Origin of the sequence: Prevotella brunnea (genome assembly GCF_008016795.1) — a bacterium.
Taxonomy (GTDB): domain Bacteria; phylum Bacteroidota; class Bacteroidia; order Bacteroidales; family Bacteroidaceae; genus Prevotella; species Prevotella brunnea.
This window is the reverse complement of the sequence record NZ_SDIK01000006.1, coordinates 16,661-37,969: the sequence shown is the minus strand read 5'-3', so window position 1 is coordinate 37,969 and position 21,309 is coordinate 16,661. Positions and strand designations below refer to the sequence as shown.

Genomic DNA, 21,309 nt, shown 5'->3' with positions numbered 1-21,309 from the left:
CGATTATCACGCGAATACATTTTGTTTCTTAACGTGAGGATTGTAACTTAAGCGTTGCTAATCCCCACCCAAAATTTATGCGGAGATTAGCAAATGAAAACATACTGGAACATTAGCGGACCCCTAACTACCATCAAAGAATGGCAGTCTAATTGTTGGATTCAAGTTACCTGCCCCACAGAGCAGGAACAGCAAGAACTGGAAGAAACCTACGACATACCGGACTATTTCCTATCGGACATCAGCGATACCGATGAGCGTGCTCGCTATGAATACGATGATGGTTGGATGCTCATCATCCTGCGCATTCCTTACGTCAAGGAAATACGCTCAAGAACACCCTATACCACCGTTCCATTGGGTATCATACACAAACGTGACGTCACCATAACTGTCTGCAACTTCGAGACAAACATGATGCTCGACTTCGTTTCTTATCAGCAGAAACGCGGTGAGGGATTTACCGACTATGTGGACATGATATTCCGTCTCTTCCTATGTTCCGCAGTGTGGTATCTGAAACGGTTGAAACAAATCAGCAACCTCATCGACAAAGCTAAGCATAATTTGGACCGGGAGATTAACAACGAGAGCCTCATAGGATTGAGCCGTCTGCAAGATTCGCTTACCTATTTCGTTACCTCCATACGTGGCAACGAGAACCTGCTGGCGAAGCTGAAATTCAAACTGCAAGTGGATGAGTTGGATGCCGACCTCATCGAGGACGTAAACATCGAGATGAGTCAGGCGAGAGAGACAGCGAGCATTTACTCGGACATTCTCGAATCTACGATGGACACCTATTCAAGTATCATTAACAACAACATGAACACCGTGATGCGTACGCTCACCTCGGTTTCCATCATCATGATGTTTCCAACGCTCATTGCTTCGCTTTTCGGAATGAATGTCATCAACGGAATGGAACAAAGCAAATGGGGATTTGCAGTGGCAATGCTTATCTCGGTCTTCGTTTCCGGTGCATCTTGGTGGATTTTGCGACACAAACGACTCATTTAAAACTCCATGGAATTACACCATAATTATAAAAAGAACTCATCCAATCAAAACCAACTACCGACCGGCTGCCGGTCAGAAAAGAGAAAATAGATAGAAAAAATACGATTATAAATTAGGCAGATTAAAACTTTTTATCTAAGTTTGCACTTTATAACAATTGTTTCATGCGCATAACTCGCTACAAGAGTAGCGAACTATGAACACAAGTAAAGGATAAACCCAAATCATAAACTAAAAAAAGTGACATGATGGACTCTCAAGAGAATTCCCTAAACAAGGGAACAGAAGATGTAAAGCAGCAAGAGAATGTTGCAGAACAAGAGGTGAAAGATGATGTAGTGGAAGAAAACACGAAATCCAATGCTGCGGAAAATGCGGACACGACAAGTCCCGAGCAGAAGAAAACTAAAAACTACACCTCAAAAAAAGAAATCGCAGAACGCATCAAGGAAATCTCAATCGCCGATGAAACCCCCGACAGAACGGAAGTGGAACACTTGAAGACCGCGTTCTACAAAATGCATCTCGCGGAAAGAGAAGCCAAACAAAAAACTTATATTGAGGAGGGTGGCGACCCTGAGAAGTATCAGATATTTCCGGACGAAGACGAAGAGAACTTCAAGGCTGCCATGTCTGTTATCAAAGAGAAACGACAAAAAGCTTTCTTGGAACAAGAAACATTAAAACAGGAAAACCTTCAACGCAAAGAGGCTATCCTTGAAAAATTGAAATCCATGGCAACTACGCCGGAAGAAGCCAACAAGAACTTCCAAGAGGTAAAAGCCTTGCAGCAAGAATGGAAAGCCGTAAAGCCTGTTCCACCTGAAAAAAACAACGAGTTGTGGCGCAACTATCAGCTCTACATCGAACAGTTCTACGACCTGCTCAACCTTAATCGGGAAGCCAGAGAATACGACTTCAAAAAGAACTTGGAGAAAAAGACCCAACTCTGTGAGGCTGCCGAGCGTTTAGGTAGTGAAGAGGACGTGGTCAGCGCGTTTCATCAGCTGCAAGAACTTCATCAGGAATTCAGAGAAACCGGACCGGTGGACAAAGACTTGCGCGAAGCAATCTGGACTCGCTTCAAGGCTGCAAGCACCATCATAAACAAACGCCACCAGCAACACTTTGAGAACCTTCGGGCGCGTGAGGAAGAAAATCTTACCAAGAAAACCTCGCTGTGCGAAAAACTGGAAGCCATCTTAGCACGCGAGAACAAAGGTTCTGCCGATTGGGAAAACGCGACCAAGGAGATTATCGAAATTCAAAAAGAATGGAAGACCATTGGATTCGCCCCTCAAAAGATGAATGTGAAAATCTATGAGCGATTCCGAAAGGCATGCGATGACTTTTTTGAAAGGAAAGGAGAGTTCTTCAAGAAGTTGAAACAGCAGTTTGCAGAAAATGCGGAGAAAAAGAAAGCGTTGGTGGAACAAGCAGAAGCACTCAAGGATTCCACGGATTGGAAGAAAACAACCGAAAAATTGATAGCACTGCAAAAGGAATGGAAAACCATCGGTATGGTACCGCGGAAATATGGCGATCAACTGTGGAACGACTTTTTGTCGGCTTGCAATCATTTCTTCGATGCTCGCAATGCGGCACATGCAGACGTTCGCAGCGAAGAACAAGAAAATCTTGCGAAGAAGAAACAAGTCATCGAACAACTTTCTCAGTTGTTGGAAACAGAGGCTGAGAACATACAGGAAAAAGTGCGTCGGTTATCAGACGAGTTTAATGAGATTGGGCACGTTCCATTCAAAGAGAAAGATAAGGTCTATAAGGCTTATCACGATATTCTCGACAAACTCTACAAGGAACTGAACATCACTGCTTCGCAACGCAGAATTAACAATTTCAAAAACAACCTCAAGAAAGTTGCCGACCGTGGGGCAAACGCGCTGGATAACGAACGTGGAAGACTGCTGCGCCGATACGAACAATTGAAGCAGGAGATCAATACCTACGAAAATAACCTCGGTTTCCTCAATATCAGTAGTAAGAAAGGCAACAGCTTGATTGATGACATGAAACGACGCATTCAAAAGTTGAAAGACGATATGGAGGAGACTAAGCAGAAAATAAAAGCCATTGATGCCGAAAATAAAGAATAGTGCCAGCTCGTAAGGGCTCATAACTAAATGCGAACTTTTAAAAACCGCTATCAACAAGAAGACGTTGATAGCGTTTTTTTGAAAGATGGCAGTATGTTGGCTTCGGATATACCGAACAGCTTTGCACAGTCAATCCCCTGCGTGGCAATAATAAAAAAGCCTGCTCGGACAAGCAGGCTTTTTTATTATTGATGGTTGGGATACCCGGATTCGAACCAGGAATGACAGGACCAGAATCTGTAGTGTTACCATTACACCATATCCCAATAGAACATAATTCTATGTTATCGTGATGCAAAGATACTGCGTTTTTTATGAACTTCCAAATAAATCTACTCGTTTTTTCAAAAAAAGTTTATTCCACCATGACACCTTGCTTGAGTGTTAGTTTGTCAGCACGGAAAATAGACATTCCGCACATCAAAGATACGAGCTTCACTTCAAATAAGGAAAACGTTTGTCCATAACAAATAATACGTTTTGTATAACATTGAAAATAACCCCGTTATAAATCTGATTTTAAAAGTTTAGTTTTTAAAATGTAATATCTAAGCTCCTGCTATTCAGTGCATGTTTTTGACGTTCATTGTCCCTCGTTTCCATCTCTTTTTTACGAACACTTTCTGTTTATTTGGAAAAGATAGCGAAATCGGTGATATAATTTGCAAAATAAAACAAATTTATTTTGCCTTTCAAGCGAATTGCACTATCTTTGTGGCACATAATTTAAGAACTATTAATGAACGAAACACAGAGATTATTAGATTCCATAACAAAAGGCATTCAAGACAAAAAGGGACATGGCATAGTAATTGCAGATTTGTCGAAGATCGATGGCACCATTTGCCATTATTTCGTCATTTGTCACGGTAACTCCCCCCAACAGGTAGAAGCTATCGCAGAATCGGTAGGCGACTATGTTCGCGAGCGGAATGGAGAAAAACCCGTGAATTGCGTAGGGTTGGGCAACAACAAATGGGTTGCCATGGATTTTGTCGATGTTTTGGTTCATGTTTTTGTTCCGGAAACCCGGACTTATTATGACCTTGAGCATCTTTGGGAAGACGCTACACTCACCTCAATAGCTGATTTAGACTGAGGATGGATGTCGGAACGGTCGGATTTTAATAATCAATAAATTTATGTAAATGGACAATCAGAATTTGGACAACAAACCCAACATGCCGAAAATGCCAAAGTTCAACATGAACTGGCTCTATGTGCTTGCCATTATTTTCGCGTTGATATTCTTCACAACGGGCGGTCCGGAAAACATGTTCGAAGGTGGGGATAGCATCAGAAAAGATTATACTACTTTTCAGACATATATTAATAAAGGTTATGCCACTCGAGTTGTAATCAATAAGAACGAGAGCTCACTAAAAATGTATGTCAGTCCCGATCATATCCGGGAAATTTTCAAGCGGGGCACGGCACAGGTTGGCAACAATCCATACATCACTGTTGAAATAGGCTCCATCGATAATCTTGAGACATTCCTCAACGCCGCTGTGAAGAATCGAAAAATTCAAGGTTACAGCTATGAGAACAAAGACGAGAATGGATTTAAGGATATCCTAATCAGTCTTATTCCATGGATTTTCATCATTGGATTTTGGATTTTCATCATGCGCCGAATGAGCGGAGGAGCCGGTGGTGGTAACGGTGTGTTCAGCGTAGGCAAGTCGAAAGCCAGACTGTATGAAAAAGCCGGTGAATTGGGGATAACCTTTAAGGATGTGGCAGGTCAGGAAGGAGCCAAACAGGAAGTGCAAGAGATTGTGGAGTTTCTTAAAAACCCCAAGAAATACACCGAGTTGGGAGGTAAGATACCAAAGGGAGCACTCCTTGTTGGACCGCCGGGAACCGGTAAGACGCTCCTTGCCAAAGCCGTGGCAGGAGAAGCCGGCTCACCCTTCTTCTCCATGAGCGGATCTGACTTCGTGGAAATGTTCGTTGGAGTTGGTGCAAGCAGGGTAAGAGATGTGTTCCGTCAGGCAAAAGAGAAAGCTCCGTGCATTATTTTTATTGACGAGATAGATGCCGTAGGTCGCGCGAGGTCAAAAAATCCATCCATGGGTGGCAACGATGAGCGTGAGAATACGCTGAATGCGCTACTTACCGAGATGGACGGCTTTGGCACAAATAGTGGCGTGATTGTGTTGGCTGCCACCAACCGCGTTGATATGCTCGACAAGGCATTGCTCCGTGCCGGACGATTCGACAGGCAGATACACGTTGATTTGCCCGACCTTCCGGAGCGCAAGGCGATATTCCAAGTGCATTTGCGTCCTCTGAAACTCGATAAAAATTTGGATATAGACCTTTTGGCGCGTCAGACCCCTGGGTTTTCTGGTGCCGATATAGCCAACGTATGCAATGAGGCTGCGCTGATAGCGGCGAGACACAATAAGCGAGTCGTAGGCAAACAAGATTTCCTTGATGCCGTTGATCGCATCATTGGAGGGTTGGAGAAGAAAACGAAGATACTCACGGCGGAGGAGAAACGCACCATAGCCCTCCATGAAGCAGGGCATGCCACCGTCAGTTGGTTCTGTGAACATGCCAATCCGCTTGTGAAAGTAAGCATTGTTCCTCGTGGGCAGGCACTGGGTGCAGCATGGTATCTGCCCGAAGAACGCCCCATCACGACGAAGGAGCAAATGCTCGATGAGATGTGCTCGCTCCTTGGTGGACGAGCTGCGGAGGAATTGTTTACCGGGCACATCTCAACCGGTGCCATGAACGACCTCGAACGTGCCACGAAGAGCGCGTTTGGCATGATAGCCTATGCGGGGATGAGCGATAAACTGCCCAATATTTGTTATTACAACAATCAAGATCCGGGTTTCCAAAAGCCTTATTCGGAAACCACTGCTAAGGCGATAGACGAAGAAGTGTTAAAGATGATAAATGATGAGTATGCACGCGCCAAACACATTTTGTCCGAACATAAGGAAGGACACAACCGCTTGGCTCAAATCCTCATAGAGCGAGAGGTGATTATGGCTGAAGACGTGGAGGAAATATTCGGGAAACGTCCATGGGTAAGTCGCACTCAGGAATTGATGGACTTGGAGGAAAAGTCTGAACTTAGATTGGAGGATATGCCGGATGAGGTGAAACAAGCGCAAGCCGATCACGAGGCGGCTGTAAAGACAGGCGAGAATAATTCTCAAACAGAAAGCGAAAAGGCTGTCGATACCACTTCTGAGCAATCGCAAAATACCCGGAAAGAGAATGACTGACAAGCAAAAAAATCTGATAACACGCGCCGTTACCGGTGTGCTTTTCGTGACAATCATGGTGGCAGGCTTTCTTTCTCCCCATTATATGGTGTTGTTGTTTGCTACTATCACCGGGCTGACGTTGTGGGAGTTTACGACACTTGTTTCACAAATGGAGCATGTGAATATTAATCGGTTTATCTCTACTGTCGCGGGGGTTTACTTCTTCGTTGCTTTAGCCGGTCAGCGGTTAGGCTTTGTTGAGGGTTTCAGCGTGTTTGTACCCTATATTCTTACCATTATTTATCTTTTCCTGTCAGAGCTTTATCTAAAGAACGAGAATCCCATCTTGAATTGGGCTTACACGATGTTGGGACAAATGTATATTGTCCTTCCCATTTCGATGATTAACATTCTGGCATTTCAGCACGATCTCAATGGACAGACAACCATCGACCTGCTTTTGCCCTTGAGCGTGTTCATCTTTTTGTGGACCAACGACACAGGCGCATATTGTTCAGGATCGCTTTTCGGAAAGCACAAACTCTTTCCGCGCATCAGCCCTGCAAAGACTTGGGAGGGCAGTATTGGAGGTGGCATCCTCGTAATTGCGGTGGCGGTGTTGATAGGCTATTTCACCGGAAAAGATGGCAACGTCAATATGCTCACCATTCCACAGTGGATAGGGTTGGGTATCGTTGTTGCTGTATTCGGTACATGGGGCGATTTGGTAGAAAGTCTTTTCAAGCGCACACTGGGTGTAAAGGATAGCGGTAATATTTTGCCCGGTCATGGTGGTATGCTCGACCGATTCGATTCATCGCTGATGGCTCTTCCAGCAGCTGTGGTGTATCTTTATGCACTGACTATTTTCTGAAAAAGTTGTCTGTCTTCGCTCTAAAGGGTTTAGAAAAAATCATTTCTATGCCGCTTTAGAGCAAACACCGGTTCATCTCGTGTGACGTGGGAGAAATTAGGTGGGTATGCGGTATGCAATCTGTGCAGTCGGATAAATGAATAAATGCAGATAGTTTCGTTCTAATATACCGTGGCTAAGGCTTATATTCCACAAATGCCTCCATTGCCTCGTAACAAGCTAACCCCAATTTATCATAGATGGTTGCCGTTCCACGATTTCTGTCTTCCGCGCGTTGCCAAAAAAGTCGTTCATCGTTGCCCAAGAACGGTGCGTTTTCCATCTGACTTTGATGCTTCAGAATACTGTCTCGCTTTGCTCGCAGCTCTTCCGGGCTCATTGGGACGCACATTTCTATATTCTCTATCTCCCATTCTGCCCATGCACCCCGATACATCCAGATTCTGCAATCGGATATCCAGCTTGCGTTTGCTTTTTTTTCTTCTTCGATAGCTGTTAGTACAGCCTCAGTACATTTTTGATGCGTGCCGTGTGGGTCTGCCAAATCGCCCGCAACATAAATCTGATGAGGCTTGACTTTAACCATTAGGTTGCGCACAATCTTCACATCAGCTTCCGACATGGGAAACTTTTCTATCTTTCCACTCTCATAGAATGGCATGTCGAGAAAGTGGACATGAGTTGGAAGCAGGTGATTGAACGCACAGGCGGTGCGTGCCTCTCCACGGCGTATGAGTCCTTTGATGGCGAGAATATCTTTCGGGTCTGTATCCCCTTCTTTCTTGGCAAGCAGGAAATCTTTTATATCCTTGTATTTACCCCTTATTACTTCATTTTTATCAGTACCGAACAACTTATTAAATCCATTGACGAAGTGCATATAACGCATCACTTCCTCATCGTTTACGGCGATGTTCCCACTGGTTTGATAACCCACATGAACATCATGTCCCTGCTCTACGAGTTTGCGCAGTGTGCCTCCCATGGAAATAACGTCATCATCGGGATGGGGAGAAAATACCAGCACACGTTTCGGGAAAGGCTTTGAACGTTCCGGGCGATAGGCATCTTCGGTGTTGGGTTTACCACCGGGCCACCCGGTTATGGTATGTTGCAAATCGTTGAATATCTTTATGTTGGCATTATAGGCAGAACCATATAAAGCCAATAGCTCAGAAAGCCCATGCTCATTGTAATCCTTATTGGTAAGTTTTAATATCGGCTTGCCCGTTATGCCACACAACCAGACCAATGCCGCACGCGTCAGCTTGTCGTTCCAGTCGCAATCAGCCACCAACCATGGATGAACCACGCGGGTCAGTCTGCCTGCGGCTGCCATGTCGGTAATCACTTGTGCGTTTCCGTGGGATTGCAGAAAAGTGGCAGGAAATGTTTCTGTCATTTTTCCCTCCACCGTTTTTTGTATAATCTCTGCCTTTTCATCTCCCCATGCCGCGAGGAAGATTCTTTCAGCTCGCAAAATGGTCTGCACCCCGACCGTAATCGAGCAAGGAGGCACTCGATCCGGTGATCCGAAACTCAAGGTCATTTCCTGTCGGACTGTGTTGTCGATTAAGATAAGACGCGTTGTGGAGGTGATGCCCGACCCCGGTTCATTCGCGGCGATATTTCCCATCCTGCCAATCCCCAATAACGCAATGTCAATACGTTCGTAGCTACTAATCCGATGTTCGTAAAGACGACAATGTGCCTGAACCTTATCTTGTGGAGCATGTCCATCGGGCGACATGATATTTTGAGGTTTCACGTCGATATGGTTTAACAACCGCTCGCGTAACTGGCACATGGCAGAATTCTGTCCCTCATCCTTCAAAGGATAATATTCGTAAGCATTGAAGATGATTACGTTGGAGAAGCTCAATCCTTTCCGATGTTTGGCTACCAATGCGTTGAATATGGGCGTTAGAGAATTGCCCGTACCTAAGAGAAGCACACAAGGCTCACCTGCCTCTTGTCGTATTCTGATGGTGCGTTCAATGGTATCTGCCACCTTTTCTGCTCCCCCTTCCACTGTTGGGAATATTGATGTGGGAATATTCTCGAAGCGCGTAAGCTCCGATTGCTCAACTGCCGTCCGGGGATTGTAAAATTTCTCCGGTATTCTGTTGCAAACTATATTTTTTCTTGTCTCTGAAGCCATTGTCATTACCTCCTTTTCTGTTTTTTCAGCTAATCCCCAACTGCACCTCTCAAGCCATTTCGTTGCGCTTCTATTGTTCCGGAAACATCTGATACACATTCAATCCAAATTCCCGCGCATAGGCATAGATGTGTTCTAAAATATCGGAAACAGAGGCTTCGTAAGATACCCAATCCGTGGTGCCTATGAAAAAATACAGTTCGATGGGTGTTCCGCTTTGCGTTGCCTCAAGCTGACGAGCCATTAAAGTCATGTTTGAATTCACGTCAGTGCGTTTCCTCAAATAGGCTTCAAGGTAACTGCGAAACAGTCCGATGTTCACTGTGCTCTCTTTCAATTGTTCGGGGTTGGCAAGTTGCTTCTCCAACAAGTTCCGACGAAGCTCCTCATCGATGAGTTTCACACTTTTTACGTCAAAGAAAATCTTGCGTTTCACTTGTCGATTTCCATTGTCCTGCATTCCTTTCCAGTTCTGAAACGCTCCGTTTACCAATGTAATGGGAGGCACGGTGGTAATGGTGTTGTCGAATTGTTGCACCTTTACCGTCGTGAGTGTTATATCAATCACGTTGCCATCCACAGGAGTTCCGGGAACAGTTATCCAATCGCCCACACTCACCATCTCGTTGCTTGTCAGTCGAATGCCTGCCACCAATCCTTCAATGGTGTCCTTAAAGACCAACATCAAGATGGCAGATGTTGCTCCCAAGCCGGCGAAAAGCGACATCGGACTTTTGTTTATCAATACGGCTATCACGATAATGACGGCAATGAAGATGACAATGATGCGTAGCACACCGACAAACGACTTGATGTATTGTTTCTTAGAGCTTCCGTTATCTCCACCAAGGAGGCTGATCCGGTTTACGGTTTGTACAATGAGGCGTGTGGAATTGATGACAATATAGACGGCCGTAAGTCGCGTGAGCATTTCCCTGACAATGGGGAATTGGTAGAAAACCATAGGTAGCAGCTCCCACAGAACGACAGCGGGAACGATGCTGCATGCCGTTAGGAGCACTTTCTCATCGAAGAGGACATCGTCCCATTGCGAAGGCGTCTTTTTTGTTATCCGAAGAGCGAACGGCACCAAGAGCTTCCTGCACAACCAGCCGGAAAGCAAGGTGAGAAAAACGGCAATAACTACCAGCAGCAAATGTCTGACCACCGGTACGGAAGCTCCCTGTAAACCGAGAGCGTTTAGGACTGTCTCTACAAAAATTCTGATATCATCCATAATCACTTATTGAGTTAAAGCTATACATATTTTATTCTGCAACCGGCGTGCCGGACCGGAATACATCCCACCATTGAGAATGATGGCAAAGCACAGGCTGTGCCCATTGGAGGCTGTGAGATAGCCTGCCAGTGAGCTGACCCCCTTCAACGTACCGGTCTTGGCGCGCACATTCCCTGTCGCCGATGTGTGTCGCATGCGCTTACGCAGCGTGCCATCAACGCCGGCAACAGGCAGCGTCCCGATTAGCGTGTTGTAAATATCGCTGTTCTTATAGGCATGGCGCAACATTCGTACTACGAGTTCCGGACTGACATAATTATACAGGGAAAGCCCGGAACCATCAGCCACATGATAATGATAAGGATTTAATCCGAGTTTTCTTATCAGCTTGTTTGTCTCTTCGCGTGCCTGCCGGGCAGAGCTCCACGCACCTCCTCCGGCAGCAGCGATTTGATAGAATATGGCTTCGGCGTAGAGATTGTCGCTTTCTTTCATCATGCGGTGCATGACTTCTTCAATGGAATGGAAGCGTGTCGTGATGAGTTGCGCATCCTTGGGAAGCGTTCGCTCGTTCACACTTCCTTCGTGCCCGATACCCATTGCTCTAAGCCGATGTCTGAGTTGCGTGATGAAATTGTCGTGCCTGCCGGCAAGCAGTGGTGTCAGCAGTGGGTTCTTGTCGTCCCAACACCAGCCGCTTCCGTAATCTTTTTTATCCTTAAAGGAGAGGTCGGCATAGAAATTTCCTTTGATGGTGGTAATGCCCAAATCGCGCACCGACTCGGCAATTGCAGTTATGTCTCTACTATTTATCTTTGGATCCATTCCTCCCACGCAATAGATGTCTCCATTGAGCACATGGAGCGAATCGTCGATGGTTCCGGTATAATAAATTCGCGTGCTGAAGCTGTAATCTGCCCCCAATCTGCAAAGAGCAGTGATGGCGGTTATTAGTTTCATGGTGGATCCCGGTCGCAACTGCGCGCGTTGGCGATAGGCGTAAAGACAACTGTCTGCTGTCAGATCCCACACCTGCACTCCCACCTGCGTTGTTTCCATCAGGTCGCCTTGTAAGATGCCGTCCAAGCGAACTTTTATCTTCTCCTGCCATGAGAGTGCACTGTCGTTTTGAAAACTTGCTATCGAGTCGTCATCTTCTTCGGCTTCATCTTCGGCTTCATTGGTCGCGACGATTAAGGCTTTGGGTTCTTCGCCTTTCATCGAGCGAGCCACCTCGGCACTATCCAAACGCACTTGAGCTGTAACAGGCAACACTGCCGGCATGCTCATCAAGAATAGATATATGTATCTTAATTTCATATTCGTTTCTCTATTTCAGCGATAAACCCTTCTCGGTTGTACGGTTGCAGACTGATAACCTTCCCACTCTTCAGATGCAAGAGTACGTAACTCCCCAAGGAAAAGGCTAACGGCAGTTCTTCCAATCGTTCTATCCTATCCAGCGGAATGGTCTTCTTACGGTGAAATCTGCCGTGGTCTATAATCAGTTTCCCATCGGTTGTAATGGTATAGGCAGTGCCTATCACTCTGAAGATGGACACAAACGTGGCTATACCAAAGCAGATGCCCATGCCCACAAGCAGAAAGCTCTCCCGATGGAGAAGGCAGTACAAGGAAGCACCGGCAAAAAGCACGATTGCCAACCATTCTTGCAACATTATGCGATGTTCAAAGGTTCTGTTCATATTCCGGAAACTAAGTTCATCTTGCAAAAGTACAAAAAAAATCAGACAGAAAAGTGCTCATTGGCAATTTATGGTCTCCGAATGTCCAATGCATTTTCTCTTCGTGTTTTGAAAGAGAGCTCCGGCTTCCGGGCAGCCGAAAAGCACTGAGAAACGGACTTAAAAAAACGAAGTCTGCAATCGTTTGAAATTCAACACCTTACAACTTCCATTTCAAAAGGTAAGCTTTTGGCAGTCAAAAGCTTACCTTTTGCAATGCAAAACCTTAGCTTTTGCGAGGCGAAAGCTCACTGTTTGGAAATTCATCGTTGAAATTGCCATGCTTCATGGCTTGTTTTATCGGGTCAGACTCATCTTCAGACTGAGTCCGAAATCGTGTGTGGTGGTGGGATAACTGCCTGATGAAAGTAGCGGCGTGTTGATTTGCAAATCGTAATACAGACTGGCTGTAATCAATCGGCTCAAGGTGTAATCGCCCGTGAAGGAGAATTTGAACGCGGTATTGCCACTCGAAGCCGACGAGGTTAAGGTAGCAATGTCGCGCGTGATGGCAGCTTGTCGCCGATAGCTCATGTTAAGACGAAGATTCAGGTCATGGTTTATTCCGCCACTGTTGCGAGCATTGTTGGAATTGTTCTGCCGCTGGTTGTTGTTCGCTCCCTTTTGTTTGAGGTTTTTCACCAAACGAGGGTTGCGTCCTCCGAAGAGATTGACGTTGTTTACACGGTAGCCCAATCCGAGCACCCAGTCCTTTGAGGTTGCCTCGGTTATCTGCACACTGGTCATGGAAAGGGATACGACACGCGTCTGCCTGTATTCCAATCGTGCCGTGAGGTTGTTTTGCATCGTTACATCAATGCCCAATAAAGGTGAAAACGCCTCATTGATGCTCACTTGAGAGATATTGTACATTGAGCTTGGCAAGGGCGCACCTGAACCTGCGTCAGCGATAAAGCCGAGTCCGTTCATGTATTCCTGCCACGTGCTGTAACTTTGGTACGACCCTATGGCAAAGATACTTTTGTAAGCATGATTGATATTAACACTCTTGAAGATATCCTTGAAGACAGCCAAGCGCGACAAACCACTATAACGCAGAGTCCAGTTGGGCAGCAGACTCCGCAAGCCGGGAAACAGGTTCAGTCCGTTCCCCGACATGCTCGTGTAGGCATTCAGAAAAGCGGGAATCATGACATCGGCACTGTACTTATTCACGGCTCCCACAGCGGGGTTGAACGTTCCTCCTCCGAACGAAGCCGGATAATGTGCCCCTTGATAGCTTTCCTCCACGCGGTCGCGATAGACATCGAGCGACTTCGCGAATTTCTCGAACGCAGCACTGCGATACCCATTGTTAGCATCTCCCTGACGTTCGAATGCGGTTCCTAACGAGATGGTTGTCATTGTGAGCGTACCACTTTGTGTGGTGGGATTGCCTACGTACATGTACTGAATGCTCTTCGATACCGTTTCCGTGCGACTGGCGTTAAGGTCTATCTTTAAATCGCGTAGAGGTTCGAGCGTCATGCGCAGTTGCAGGTCTTCCGTTTTGTTGGTAGTGGCAGGGGTAGCCACGCTGTCTGCCATCAAGAGCCAATTGTTCTCTCGCGCCTTGTCGATATAACTATCGCCTACCAATCCGAACGCGAAGTCAAGTCCCGGCGATAATGCACCCTGTCCGCGCGTCTGACCAAACGCATCGCCAATGGTAGGCATGAATCCGGGCAACGACATGGAATATTGGTTGCGATAAGAGATGCTCGCCGTGCGTACCATCATCAAGGCTCGGGCAACACACTGAGCGGTTTTGTACCATCCTTGATTATCGAGAGGTGTTTTGGGAGTAACGGTAAGTTTCAGTCTGAGCGTGGAATCGGTCTTATTGTAGAGTTTCACACGGTTCTCATCCATCTTCTTCCACTTCAGTTTCATGGCGTGTCCGTCGGCATCCTTGAATGAAACCCTTATGCGCTTGGTTTTCTTCGCGTGCGAAACCACGATGGCACTATCGGCAGGCAAGGTAACTTCCTGCTCAAAGCTCTTGGCATTCTTCGGCAACGACTTCTTGTAGTTTTTGTTCTGCTTGTCGAGTTTCAAGTTTTTATCATCGACTACAGTTCGCTCGTTCAGCCTTCTCCTTTGGTCGATTTTCGATTTGGGCGACTTCCTGAACCGCTCGTTTGTCTTTTTCAGGAATGGGACGTGATTGTAGAGTCGCTCGAAATTCAAGGTTCCGTTGATATTGAGCATTCGGTTGGTGGTAATCGTATTTCCCAAAGACGTTCCATCCTCCAAATCAGTTCCGCGCACCCAAGTGTATGCTGCCGTGTAATTAGCGTCAGAGTTGATCCAGTCGAATATTGGGACGAGATTCAGCGGCAGCTGATAAGAAAGCGTGAAATTCTGCTGGTAATCGAGCGGCGTCCCAAAGTTTTTGATGCTCGTCCATACCGAATCCTTCCACGCTGCATAACTGTCGGCATAGAGGTCTTTATTAATAGGTGTGTATGGCTCTTCTATCTCTGCATGGGTCGCGCTCTGGAAGTTCACGTGGAGATTGCGAGTGAAATCCCATCGAATGGAAAAATCGCGGTTCCACAGGAACTGCTCGTTAAATGTGAGGGGCAACATGTTGTTCTCGGTTGCTTCCATGTCGCGCTCCTGCAACTCGTAATAACTTCTGGTTATCTCGGTGTTGAACGCTACATTTTGTGGCAACCAGTTCAGTTCAAACCGTTTGAACAAGTCGAAATATTTTGATTGGCTTTTAATGGCTTTCTTGAAAGGTGTCCACGGCTTATACACAGGTGTCCAACTGTAATTCATCGCTCCGCGCCAGTTGTCCTCATTCTCGTAAACGGTAGTCTCGCCGGAAGTGTGAGAATGGGAATGACTGTACGAAAAGGAGAAGTTGGCAGGATCGTAAGGCATCGGGTGTCGCTTGGTTTGTATGCCCACGCGGACATTCGATAAAGAGAAATTGGTGGTGGTGCGCTTCGTTACGGCAATCGATTCTATGGAGTCGCGCTCCTGTCGGGTTGCGGCACCATCGAGAGCATCGCTCAATTCCATATCTGTGTCGAGCGGATTGTATTTGGGACGGCTCTCATTCTTGGTTACGCTGTAATAAAGCGGTGCGGAAACCTTTGCCTTGTCGGGGAAGAACTTACCCAATTCCAGATTGGCGGTAACCGAAACGTCGGTATTGGTCTCTTGTTGTCGCTCGTTCACGCCTTGTTCCAATCCGCCAAAGCCTTCTGTACTGTGAGTGGCATTCACATCTATCGTACCAAAATCGGAAAGTTGAACGTTCATTTGACCTTTTGCCGCCCAACCACCTTCGTTGTTAAATTCGAGTAAACGCATCTCGTTGAGCCACACTTCCCCACTCTTTTCGACTCCCGACAAGTTGCGCACACCAATGATCATCGTCTTTATCTCGCCCAACGTCGGATTGCCCATCACGCTGACGCGATTGCCGGGACGGTTTTCATCGTAGATAGAGAATTCCCGGTTGTAGCTTGCCGTACCATTTCCGCGTCCTTCGTTGCGCAGACGTTTCACGGTGGTAAAGAGCGAGACGGGAATGTCGAGCATATTCTCTGCGGGCCATACCGCTTCGCACCCCTGCCTTGAATAAGTGTCATAGCGACCGGGAGGAGTCAGCTTCAATGGGATTTCATATTCGTAATAGTTGTTCTTATAATCCGACCCCAAACGTATGAAAACCGCCAATTGGTTGTCAGAAAGATTGGTCGTGTTTTGTTCTAACGCGTTGGCATGAACGAACATCTGTAAGCGTTTGTACTGCCGAATGTCAAGTGTGGTGTTCTTATAGACCGCTTTCGACTCCTTGTTGCCGAGCCGGTGCACCATCATCGCCAACGCCTGCTCATTGCTTTGCACGAGTTGAGGCTGTGTGGGGTCTTGCTCGCGATTGATTCCGGGTGGCAGGACGTAATTTACCGGTGTCTTGTCGTTATTCTCTTCTATGCTCACTGCGCTGACTTCCATGCTGCCCGATGTGGAAGCGGAGTTGGTGAGTGTCTGCAAATACTGTCGCCACTCTCCTCTGACAAGGTCAAAAGTGGCAAAGCGTAACACGATGGGTTTCTCAAAATCGGTAAGAAATAAGCGCATGAAGCGGATGCTGGTAAAATCGCCAATCGATCCCACGCGCTTTTGATACTCTCTCACCGGTATTCGGAATTGATACCATGTGGCATCTTCCGTCTTTCCGTTCCGTAATTTCACAGAAGCCGTCCGCTTATCGACGATATAGTTTCGTCCCACCTCCATATCTTCCGGTCGAATGCTTACCTTGTACTGATAATATTTCTCATATTCGTTCAGTGTGTAATCCTGATTAATGTCTTCCACGTCAGGCGTTGTCTTGTAGGAGGTGTCGTAACGCTCATTTCGGTTGTCGTTGTCGGGTGAGTTTCCCTGCGGATTGTTTATCCTTTTGTAACGCTGAAGGATGGAAGCCTGCATTCTATCCCAGTCCGACCCACGATAATAATGATAGTTATCGTTTGCCGGATCCGCCCAAATAGAGTCGAAAACCGCCTGATTTGTATTTGCCCGAGCATAGGTCAGGAAGTCTTGATACGACTCGAATCGTTGTTCTTCCTCATCGTTCAATCCGTTCAAGCCCACGTCCTGCAAGGCGCGACTGCCTGCTGTGGTGGCGAAAGCGTAGGTTACGGTAGCCTGTGTGGGAATTTTTCCCCACTGTGTGGTTGTCCAAGCCTTGCTTCCATCCACCGGCATACCGCTCTCGTAGAACTTCTTGCCATCGCGCAACACATCTTCCGACACCTCACCAAGGTTGATATAGAAGTCGCCACCATAGTTTTTGGCGTCCGCTTGTTTATTGGTATAGATGAAGGGGTCGAGCATCCAAAATTCAATGTATTCGATATTGGCAGCCTCGAAGTCGTTGTTATCAAGTTTTCGCATCATTCCGCCCCATTTTTGCTTGGGATTGGGTAATCGACCGTTCAAGTCCAGTGTGGGATTGAAGTTGTAAGGACCTCGCTCCGTCGGATAAAAAGCCAAATTAAGGATGGGTAATGTGGATGTGGAACCGTTGTAACTGCTTTGGTCGCGATTAGGGAACAGTTCGTGAACATAGACCTCCCTGACGTAATGATTGGAGAGTTGTTCCAAGTCGCTCTTGATATGTCCCGGTGTGAGCGAGCTGCTGCGTCGTGTAAAGAGCGGATCGATGTTGTACCATGCCAGCAAACTGCGGTTGTAACCACTGCGAAGCGTTGTCTTATCGGACGATTCCGAGAAGTCGGAGGGCACGCTTGAGATGCTCCAGTTGGTGGGTTGGCTCACGTCGATGGTATTCTTGGTATTCTCGAAGTCATCCAGGTAGGACGCGTTATCCTGCGTTCCCTTGCTTTGTCCGGCGATAAGCTGTGCGAACTCTGCCGAGAAAGAGATGTGTGAGGGCTGTGTAAGGTGCAGGAAGGGAATTTTGTCCAATATATTGGTGAGCCATTGGCTTTCCTTTTTCCAACTCATGTTCAGTCCCCAGATAGTGTTGTTCAGAGGTTCTGCCCCCATGTTCACCTTCGTTGTCAAGGCTTGTTCCGACAGGTGCATAAAAGTTCCGCCAATGATGAAGTTCTTTGAGAAATCATATTCCCAATTCAAACCAAACATGGTTTTGCGTTCCTGACCGTAATCGCTCTGACTTTCCAACGAGACGTTCACCGCCGTACCTGCGTCTATGATGCTTTGGTTGAGGATTGTAACTTCTCCGGCACTGTAATCCACACTGTAATCCGACCCCTCCGTGAGGGTTACGCCACCTGCCGTTACCGTAACGGAGCCTTGTGGCACATTATACGCCCCCAGCGAGATTACGTTGGCACTCGTTCCGCGAAACTGTCCAATCAGCAGAAACTTGTCTTTCTCGGCTATCTGTTTGGCAATGGTTTTTGTCGAGTCGTATAATTCAGTGAAAGCGTACTTCTTCGCGGTTGTTTCCGCCACACCGTTTGCTGTCAGGTACTTATATAAATAATTACCAAATGGTTCCACAGCGGGGAAAAACACGCGTCCGTTCGTTACCGTATAGCCTTCCACAAAATCGAAATAGCCATTGGGATGCGCGTTGTTGTTATTGTCCAAGCGGTCGGCTCCCAACACTTTTATCAGCGTGCGGTCTTTCACTTGTGGTTCGGGGATGTAAGAAAGGTAAACACCCGCTGTGTCGCTCTGAAACTTTACGTCCAGTCTGAACTTGTCGCGTTCAATGTTAGAAGCGAGATAATACACGTTTTTCATCATCAAGTCCCAGTTTGCCTGTCGCGGATTGTTACTCGTATTCTTCAGAGATTTTACGAACAGAGCTTCCGAGACGTTTGTTCGGTCGCTCGCAAACTCTCCCACCTGATAGGTTACGCCACCATAGGTGTATTCATACGCCACCGCCAGTACTTGGTCGGTTTGCAATCCGGATCGCAACGACACATATCCGAGTGCATTGTTCACTGTATATTCGGAGCTGTTCAGCAACCGCGCGTTGGACAACTTCTCATAATCGTTCCCCCCGACAAGCCCTATTCCTTCCAACACGGTGGCAGATTGGTCGATGTCGCGTGCCTCCGGATGGTTTTGCGCGATAGCGGCGTATTCCCCATTGGCGGCATTTGATGGAACAGCACCCGAGCCACTGCCCCAAAGGTCGGGACGACCCACGTTCAGATTTTCTCCCAAATCGCTCAATGCCACGATATTGCGCGTGTTGTTTGTGGTTCCGGTCTTATTCGTAACCCATATTTCCACACGGTTAATGGTGATGCCTGTCGTAAGGTTGGGTAGTGTCTTCATGGCGGCGTCGTACCTATTTCGGAACGAATGAGAGAGAAAGAAGTGGCGATTTTCTTCGTAATCGGCTGCCGAGAACTCAAAGGGCGTGAGCTGTTTGCCTCCTTTCGAGCTGACACTCTTGTTGGAAGACTTCTTTTGCGACAGTACGGTCTGCAATTTTAGCTTTCCAAACTGCAAATCCGTTCGAATACCGAAGAGCGAAGACGCTCCTTGTACCAGCGAGTTGTTCGATGGGAACGAGATGTTTCCGCCTTCAACGAGTTTGATAATTTCATCTTCCTTACCTTCATAGCGCAGCTTGAAGTTTTGCGAGTCGAAGTCGAACGTTGCATCGGTGTTGTAATTCAGGTTCATGTTCACCTTGTCGCCCACTTTCCCATTGACGTTCAGGTTTATTTTCTCATCGAAATTCATGGTGGTTGTCTTTCGATTTCTGATGGGTAGGGCGGGGTTATCAATGTTTTTCAGAGTGGCACCGAACTTCATTTCTGCCGTTCCTTGTGTCTTGATGCGTACACCTCCGGGACCAAAGATTTTCTCTGCCGGTCCGAGCGAGAAGTGCATATCGGTAAAATCGAACTTTTCCTTTCCTTTATTTTCCAGTATTTCTTTGTTCTTGGACCGATAATAATCCGCAAAACTTCGTTTTTCGCTCCATGCCATGTACTCCTCAGGAGTCATCATGACAGGGGCGGTGATGTAGGTGTTCCCAATCTTATTACCAATGACATATCTGTTGAGCGAATCGTTGTACTCCACCGTCTGTCGGATGTTCTCCGGACGCGCGAGGTCGTAGGAGCCTTGCTCAAGGTCGCCGTAGGTAATGGGTACGGTGCGTTGCACCTTCCAACGCGGATGCAAGAGTGAATCGGGTATTTCCTCATCCTCAATCTCCACTTGTCGTAAAGTTATCGTGTCCTTTCGTGTCGTGTCTGGCGGAGCAGTGGCGGCAACCCACTTTCGCGCGAATGGCAGCCCACCCGTGACGTTTCGTTCCCATGCCAGCAGACTGATGCCTGCCACAGGGATGAGAAGTAACAATATGTATAGCCTGAGTTTCATTTCGGCGGCATGGAAGCCGTACGCCTTTCCTTATTTTATTTGCTTCAATGCCAGTTTTACCACTTGCTCCACAGGCAAGTCGGGAGCTTCGCTTAATATTGCGGTAACAATCTTTGCCGAAGGAGCGGGCGAAAATCCCAACATTGTCAGCGCGCCCACCGCCTCGTCTTTCACGGCTGAGTTTACATTTGGTGCTCCGGGTTGTCTGCTCACGTGAAGTTCTTCGGCAATGCCACTCTGCACAATCTTATCTTTCAAATCGACGATAATTCTTTGTGCCGTCTTCAATCCGATGCCTTTCACAGTCTTGAGCATTTTATCGTCGCCGTTGGCGATAACGTTACATAGTTCGGAGGGCGTCAGGGAAGAGAGAATCATGCGTGCGGTGTTGGCTCCCACTCCCGAAACGGTGATAAGCAGTTGATAGAGTTGTCTCTCCTGCTTCATGGCAAAACCATAGAGGGTAAAGTTATCGTCCCGTCCTCCGGTCATGAGCGACTCATGCACATAGAGTTTCACTTCTTTCTTACCTTGAAGGGCACTATAGGTATTGAGCGAGATGTTCAGCGCATACCCCACACCATTGGCTTCAACCACTGCCAACGCGGGGGTCAGGTCGGCCAGTTCGCCCCTGATATATTCTATCATAACAATATTTTTTCTTTTCTCTTGTTACCGAAGCAACCGAAATATATTTTCCAAATAACGAAATTCGATGCATATTATTGTATCGGGAGGTGATTTTATCCTCCATCGGTCATTAAAAAAATCAATAAGAATTTCAAGCGACAGCCAAAAACTTAGCTTTCGCATCATAAACGCTTAGCTTTTGAATGCTAAACGCTTAGCTTTTGGAATGCACGTTTTAAGCGATTGATTATCAATGGCTTTCCACAGATTATTTTTTGTACGATTAATATATCCATAAGGTTCTGTGCTTATTCCCTCGGTGTGCAGGCATGATGGGTGTCCGGTGGAGAAACGTAGTGAACGGAATCGCCACGTGATTGTCTTTTGAGATATATCGGTAACCGTTGATAGCTGAAAAGAGGA

At 46.8% G+C, this 21,309-nt stretch carries 10 protein-coding genes, 1 tRNA gene and 1 pseudogene; 5 read left to right on the top strand and 7 right to left on the bottom strand.

Annotation, left to right across the window (positions count from 1 at the left end):
* The first annotated feature begins 93 nt into the window (after positions 1-93).
* Both ETF27_RS00665 and ETF27_RS00660 read left to right on the top strand, forming a co-directional pair.
* On the top strand, positions 94-1,020 hold the full coding sequence (locus ETF27_RS00665; RefSeq protein ID WP_130830385.1) for a magnesium transporter CorA family protein: 927 nt from the start codon (positions 94-96) through the stop codon (positions 1,018-1,020).
* A 245-nt stretch (positions 1,021-1,265) separates the two neighbouring features.
* Positions 1,266-3,134: a DUF349 domain-containing protein gene (locus ETF27_RS00660; protein WP_130830386.1), complete on the top strand. Its 1,869-nt coding sequence runs from the start codon at positions 1,266-1,268 to the stop codon at positions 3,132-3,134.
* A 192-nt stretch (positions 3,135-3,326) separates the two neighbouring features.
* Here ETF27_RS00660 and ETF27_RS00655 read toward each other — a convergent pair.
* Positions 3,327-3,400: transfer RNA gene (locus ETF27_RS00655), tRNA-Gln, on the bottom strand.
* A 473-nt stretch (positions 3,401-3,873) separates the two neighbouring features.
* On the opposite strand from ETF27_RS00655, the gene rsfS reads away from it, so the two are divergent.
* From rsfS to ETF27_RS00640, 3 genes are read left to right on the top strand one after another with little or no spacing between them, the layout of a single operon-like run.
* The gene (rsfS, locus tag ETF27_RS00650) at positions 3,874-4,233 is read left to right on the top strand and encodes a ribosome silencing factor (protein ID WP_130830387.1); all 360 of its coding nucleotides are present in this window, start codon (positions 3,874-3,876) and stop codon (positions 4,231-4,233) included.
* 49 nt (positions 4,234-4,282) lie between these two features.
* The gene (gene ftsH, locus ETF27_RS00645; RefSeq protein WP_130830388.1) at positions 4,283-6,382 is read left to right on the top strand and encodes an ATP-dependent zinc metalloprotease FtsH; all 2,100 of its coding nucleotides are present in this window, start codon (positions 4,283-4,285) and stop codon (positions 6,380-6,382) included.
* Positions 6,375-7,238, top strand: coding sequence for a phosphatidate cytidylyltransferase (locus ETF27_RS00640; RefSeq protein ID WP_130830389.1), 864 nt, complete (start codon positions 6,375-6,377; stop codon positions 7,236-7,238). Before ftsH ends, ETF27_RS00640 begins: the two co-directional genes overlap by 8 nt.
* Positions 7,239-7,413: 175 nt before the next feature.
* Here the strand turns inward: ETF27_RS00640 and ETF27_RS00635 are convergent, their stop codons facing one another.
* From ETF27_RS00635 to ruvA, 6 genes and pseudogenes are all read right to left on the bottom strand, one after another.
* Complete coding sequence (locus ETF27_RS00635; protein ID WP_130830390.1) at positions 7,414-9,399, bottom strand: glucosamine-6-phosphate deaminase; 1,986 nt, start codon at positions 9,397-9,399, stop codon at positions 7,414-7,416.
* A 70-nt stretch (positions 9,400-9,469) separates the two neighbouring features.
* Positions 9,470-10,636, bottom strand: a complete 1,167-nt coding sequence (locus ETF27_RS00630; protein WP_130830391.1) for a mechanosensitive ion channel family protein — start codon at positions 10,634-10,636, stop codon at positions 9,470-9,472.
* A 6-nt stretch (positions 10,637-10,642) separates the two neighbouring features.
* Positions 10,643-11,959 carry a D-alanyl-D-alanine carboxypeptidase/D-alanyl-D-alanine endopeptidase gene (gene dacB, locus ETF27_RS00625; protein ID WP_130830392.1) on the bottom strand — a complete coding sequence of 439 codons (1,317 nt, stop codon included), beginning with the start codon at positions 11,957-11,959 and terminating at the stop codon, positions 10,643-10,645.
* Positions 11,956-12,345, bottom strand: a complete 390-nt coding sequence (locus ETF27_RS00620; RefSeq protein ID WP_147785313.1) for a PH domain-containing protein — start codon at positions 12,343-12,345, stop codon at positions 11,956-11,958. Before ETF27_RS00620 ends, dacB begins: the two co-directional genes overlap by 4 nt.
* A 336-nt stretch (positions 12,346-12,681) precedes the next feature.
* A pseudogene (gene sov, locus ETF27_RS00615) lies at positions 12,682-20,082 on the bottom strand (T9SS outer membrane translocon Sov/SprA); the annotation flags it as partial.
* Positions 20,083-20,286: 204 nt separating this feature from the next.
* Entirely contained in the window at positions 20,287-20,904 is a 618-nt protein-coding gene (ruvA, locus tag ETF27_RS00610) for a Holliday junction branch migration protein RuvA (protein WP_130830395.1), read from the bottom strand.
* Between the last annotated feature and the right edge of the window lie 405 nt (positions 20,905-21,309).